A 4,134-nucleotide genomic window follows, 5' to 3' on the forward strand; every position below is an offset into this window, starting at 1 on the left:
GATCACGCGGACGGCGGCACCGGTCGCGGCGGAGGGCTGCAGCGGGGCGCGCAGCTCGATCGCGCGGGCGGCGGCCACGAGCTCGACGGCGAGCACGCGGCGGAAGTTCTCCACGGCCGAGCGCAGCTTGCGGGCGGCGTGCCAGCCCATGGAGACGTGGTCCTCCTGCATCGCGGAGGACGGGATCGAGTCCACGGACGCGGGCACGGCCAGACGCTTCATGTCCGAGACGAGCCCGGCCTGCGTGTACTGGGCGATCATCATGCCGGAGTCCACGCCCGGGTCGTCCACGAGGAACGCGGGCAGCCCGTGTGAGCGGGCCGGGTCCAGCATGCGGTCGGTGCGGCGCTCGGACATGCTGGCGACGTCGGCCACCGGGATGGCCAGGAAGTCCAGCACGTACGCCACGGGCGCCCCGTGGAAGTTGCCGTTCGAGCTCACCCGGCCGTCGTCGAGCACCACCGGGTTGTCCACGGTGGCGGCGAGCTCGCGCTCGGCCACGGTGCGCACGTACGCGAGGGTGTCGCGCAGGCCGCCGGCCACCTGCGGGGCGCAGCGCAGCGAGTAGGCGTCCTGCACGCGGGAGTCGCCCTCCTTGTGGCTGGCCACGATCGGCGAGCCCGCCAGGATCTTCAGCATCCGGTCGGCGGAGGTCGCCTGGCCCGGGTGGGGGCGCAGCGGCAGGTGCAGCTCCGGCACGAACACGCGGTCGGTGCCGAGCAGCGCCTCCACGGACATCGCGGCGGTGAGGTCCACGGTGTCGGCGAGCTCCTCGAGGTCGGCCAGCGCCATGATCAGCATGCCGAGCATGCCCTCGGTGCCGTTGACGAGGGCCAGGCCCTCCTTCTCCCGCAGCTCGACCGGCTCGATCCCGGCCTCGGCGAGCGCCTCGCGGGCCGGACGCAGCGCACCGTCCGCCCCGACGACGTCGCCCTCGCCCATCAGCGCCAGGGCCACGTGGGAGAGCGGGGCGAGGTCGCCCGAGCAGCCCAGCGAGCCGAACTCGCGCACGGCGGGGGTGATGCCCGCGTTGAGCATGGCCACGAAGGTCTCGACCACCACGGGGCGCACGCCCGTGCGGCCGGAGGCCAGCGTGGTGGCGCGCAGGAACATCAGCGCGCGGACGACCTCGCGCTCCACCACGGGGCCCATGCCGGCGGCGTGGGAGCGGATCAGGGACTTCTGCAGCTGCGCGCGGGACTCGAGCGGGATGTGCTTGTCCGCGAGCGCGCCGAAGCCGGTGGAGACGCCGTAGGTGGGGGTCTCGGCCTCGGCCAGCGCCTCGACGTGGCGGCGGACCGCGCCGACGGTCTCGAGCACGTCGTCGGCGAGCACCACGCGGGCGTCGTGGCGGGCCACGGCGACGACGTCGTCCAGGGTGGCCCCGGACGTGCCGAGCGTGACGGTGGCGGGAGGGGTGGTCATGGTGATGCGTTCTCCTTGCTGTCGGTCGATCAGACGGCCCGGCGGCCCGCGCGCCAGACCGCATGGGTCAGCGGCATGCCGGGGCGGTAGGCCAGGTGGATGGCGGCGGGGGCGTCGAGCACGTGCAGGTCGGCGCGCTTGCCGACCTCGAGGCTGCCGACGCGGTCCTGCGCCCGCAGGCCGATGGCCCCGCCGAGGGTGGCGGCGCGCACGGCCTCGGCGAGGGTCAGGTGCATCTGCAGCACGGCGGTGCCCACGTTGAAGTTCATGGACGTGGTGTAGCTGGTGCCCGGGTTGCAGTTCGAGGCCAGGGAGACCTCGATGCCGGCGTCGAGCAGGCGACGCGCGGGCGCCAGCGGGGCGCGGGTGGACAGGTCGCACGCCGGCAGGCAGCCGGCCACGGTGCCGGGCGTGCCGGTGGCCGAGGCGCGGTCCCAGCCGGTCCAGGTGCCGGCCAGGGCCTCGACGTCCGCGTCGGAGAGGTGGTTGACGTGGTCCACGGAGGCGGCGCCGAACTCCACGGCCACGCCCACGCCCGGGCCCTGCTCGATCTGGTTGCCGTGCAGGCGCACGCCCAGTCCCGCCGCCACGCCCGCGGCGAGCACGCGGCGGGTCTGCTCGGCGTCGAAGGCGCCGGTGTCGCAGAACACGTCCACCCAGCTCGCGTGCTCCCGCACGGCCTCGAGCATCGGCCCGACGACGTCGTCGAGGTAGTCCTCCGCGTCCCGGCCCGGGGGCACGAGGTGGGCGCCGAGGAAGGTCACCTCGTCCACGAGGCCCTCCTCGCGCAGCCCGGCCAGCAGGCGCGCGTGGCGGGCCTCCTCCTCCACGGTGAGCCCGTAGCCGGTCTTGGTCTCGAGGTAGGTGGTGCCGCCGGCCACCGCGTCGGCCACCCGGCCGCGGACCAGCTCGGCCAGGCGGTCGTCCGAGGCGGCACGGGTGGCGGAGGTGGTCACACCGATGCCGCCGGCCGCGTAGGACTCCCCGGCCATGCGGGCCTCGAACTCGGCGGAGCGGTCCCCGTCGAACACGAGATGCGTGTGGGAGTCCACCCAGCCGGGCAGCACGGCGCGGCCCCCCACGGACACCCGGTCGTCCGCGTCCGGGGCGTCCGCGGCGGCGCCGATCCAGGCGATGCGCTCGTCCTCGACGACGACGGCCGCGTCCGTGAGCACCCGCCTTTCGGGGTCGACGGTGGTCAGCTCGGCGATGTCGGTGATGAGCGTGGAGCGCATGGGGGCCTCTCTCTGCGGGACGGACGGGGGGTGGGGCGGTGGGGTGGGCCTCAGGTGAGCGCCGCGACCAGATGGGCGACCGGCGTGGCGAGCAGGATGGTGAGGGCCACACGCTCGGCCCAGATCACCACGAGCTTCCACAGCGGGATGGGGATGTCCGTGGCCAGGATGGCAGGCACCACCGCGGAGAAGAAGATGATCGCGGAGACGCAGACGACGCCGATCACGAAGCGGGCGACGAGGTCCTCGTGACCGGCCGCCATCGTGGCCGGGATGAACATCTCGGCGATCGAGGTGGCGGAGGCCGAGGCCAGCAGGCCGGGATCGGAGTAGCCCAGCGCCCAGAACAGCGGGTAGAAGATCACGCCGATCCACTCGAACACGGGCGTGTAGGTGGCCAGGACCAGGGCGATCAGGCCCACGGACATGATGGAGGGCAGGATCTGGAGCACCATCACGAGGCCGTCCCGGAAGTTGACCCAGATGTTCTTCGGCAGGGACGGGGCCTCGGCGAGGGTCTGTTCGGCGGCGCGACGGGCCACCCGGAAGCGGTCCCGGGTGACGGCCAGCTCGGGCGAGTGCACCGCGCCGGGGTACACCTCGTCCGGGATGCGGCTCAGCGGCGGGATGCGCACGGTGATGGCCGTGACCGCGAACGTCACCAGGAGGGTGCCGAAGAAGTACCAGAGCCAGATGTCCATCAGGCCCAGCGTCTTGGCGACGATCACCATGAAGGTCGCGGACACCGTGGAGAAGCCGGCGGCGATGATCGCCGCCTCGCGGGCCGTATAACGGCCGCTGGTGTACATGCGGTTGGTGAGCAGCAGGCCCAGGGCGTAGGAGCCCACGAAGGAGGCCACGGCGTCGACGGCGGCGCGGCCGGGCACCCGCCAGATCGGCCGCATGGCCGGGCGCAGGTAGACGCCCACGAACTCCATGAGGCCGTAGCCGATCACGAGGGCCAGGAAGACGCCGCCGATGGGCACGATCAGGCCCACGGGCACCACGAGCTTGTCCATCAGGAACGGACCGATGCTCTTGTCCAGGATCCAGCTCGGGCCCACGCCGAACACGACCATCGCCGAGGCGACCAGGCCGAGCACGGCGAGGAACGCGAACACCGCCCGCGTGGTGCTGGTCCGCCAGCGACCCGAGGCGAACGGGTACACGGCGCCGGCGGCGATGATGGCCAGGCCCACCCAGCGGTCGGCCGGGCCGAGCAGCCCGCGCACCCAGGTCACCAGGTGGTCCAGCGGGATGGAGCTCGCCCCGTTGATCGTGACGGGCACGAAGAACATGACGATGCCGATCGCCGAGTAGACGATCATGCGCCAGCGCGCCGGCGGGCGGGGCGCGTCGGCCTCGATCGCGGCCATCGCGGTGGTGTCGGTGTGCAGCTCGTGGTCTGCGGGGCGGGACGAGTCCATCGTGGTGTCCTTTCGATCGCGAGCCGGACGGGCGGACGCCCGTCCGG

Annotated in this window: 3 protein-coding genes; all 3 read right to left on the reverse strand. The window is 73.3% G+C overall.

Features of this window, described 5'->3' with window-relative positions; genetic code table 11:
- Nucleotides 1-1,425: histidine ammonia-lyase (gene hutH, locus HMPREF3105_RS03150; RefSeq protein ID WP_070708762.1), on the reverse strand; the 1,425-nt coding region annotated here is incomplete at its 3' end.
- Between the two features lie 29 nt (nucleotides 1,426-1,454).
- Nucleotides 1,455-2,660, reverse strand: coding sequence for an imidazolonepropionase (hutI, locus tag HMPREF3105_RS03155; protein WP_070708763.1), 1,206 nt, complete (start codon nucleotides 2,658-2,660; stop codon nucleotides 1,455-1,457).
- Nucleotides 2,661-2,710: 50 nt separating this feature from the next.
- Nucleotides 2,711-4,087 (reverse strand): YjiH family protein, encoded by a 1,377-nt coding sequence (locus HMPREF3105_RS03160; protein ID WP_020624961.1) that lies wholly within the window; start codon nucleotides 4,085-4,087, stop codon nucleotides 2,711-2,713.
- Between the last annotated feature and the right edge of the window lie 47 nt (nucleotides 4,088-4,134).

The organism is Micrococcus sp. HMSC31B01 (assembly GCF_001816085.1).
In the GTDB taxonomy this organism is placed as follows: domain Bacteria; phylum Actinomycetota; class Actinomycetes; order Actinomycetales; family Micrococcaceae; genus Micrococcus; species Micrococcus luteus.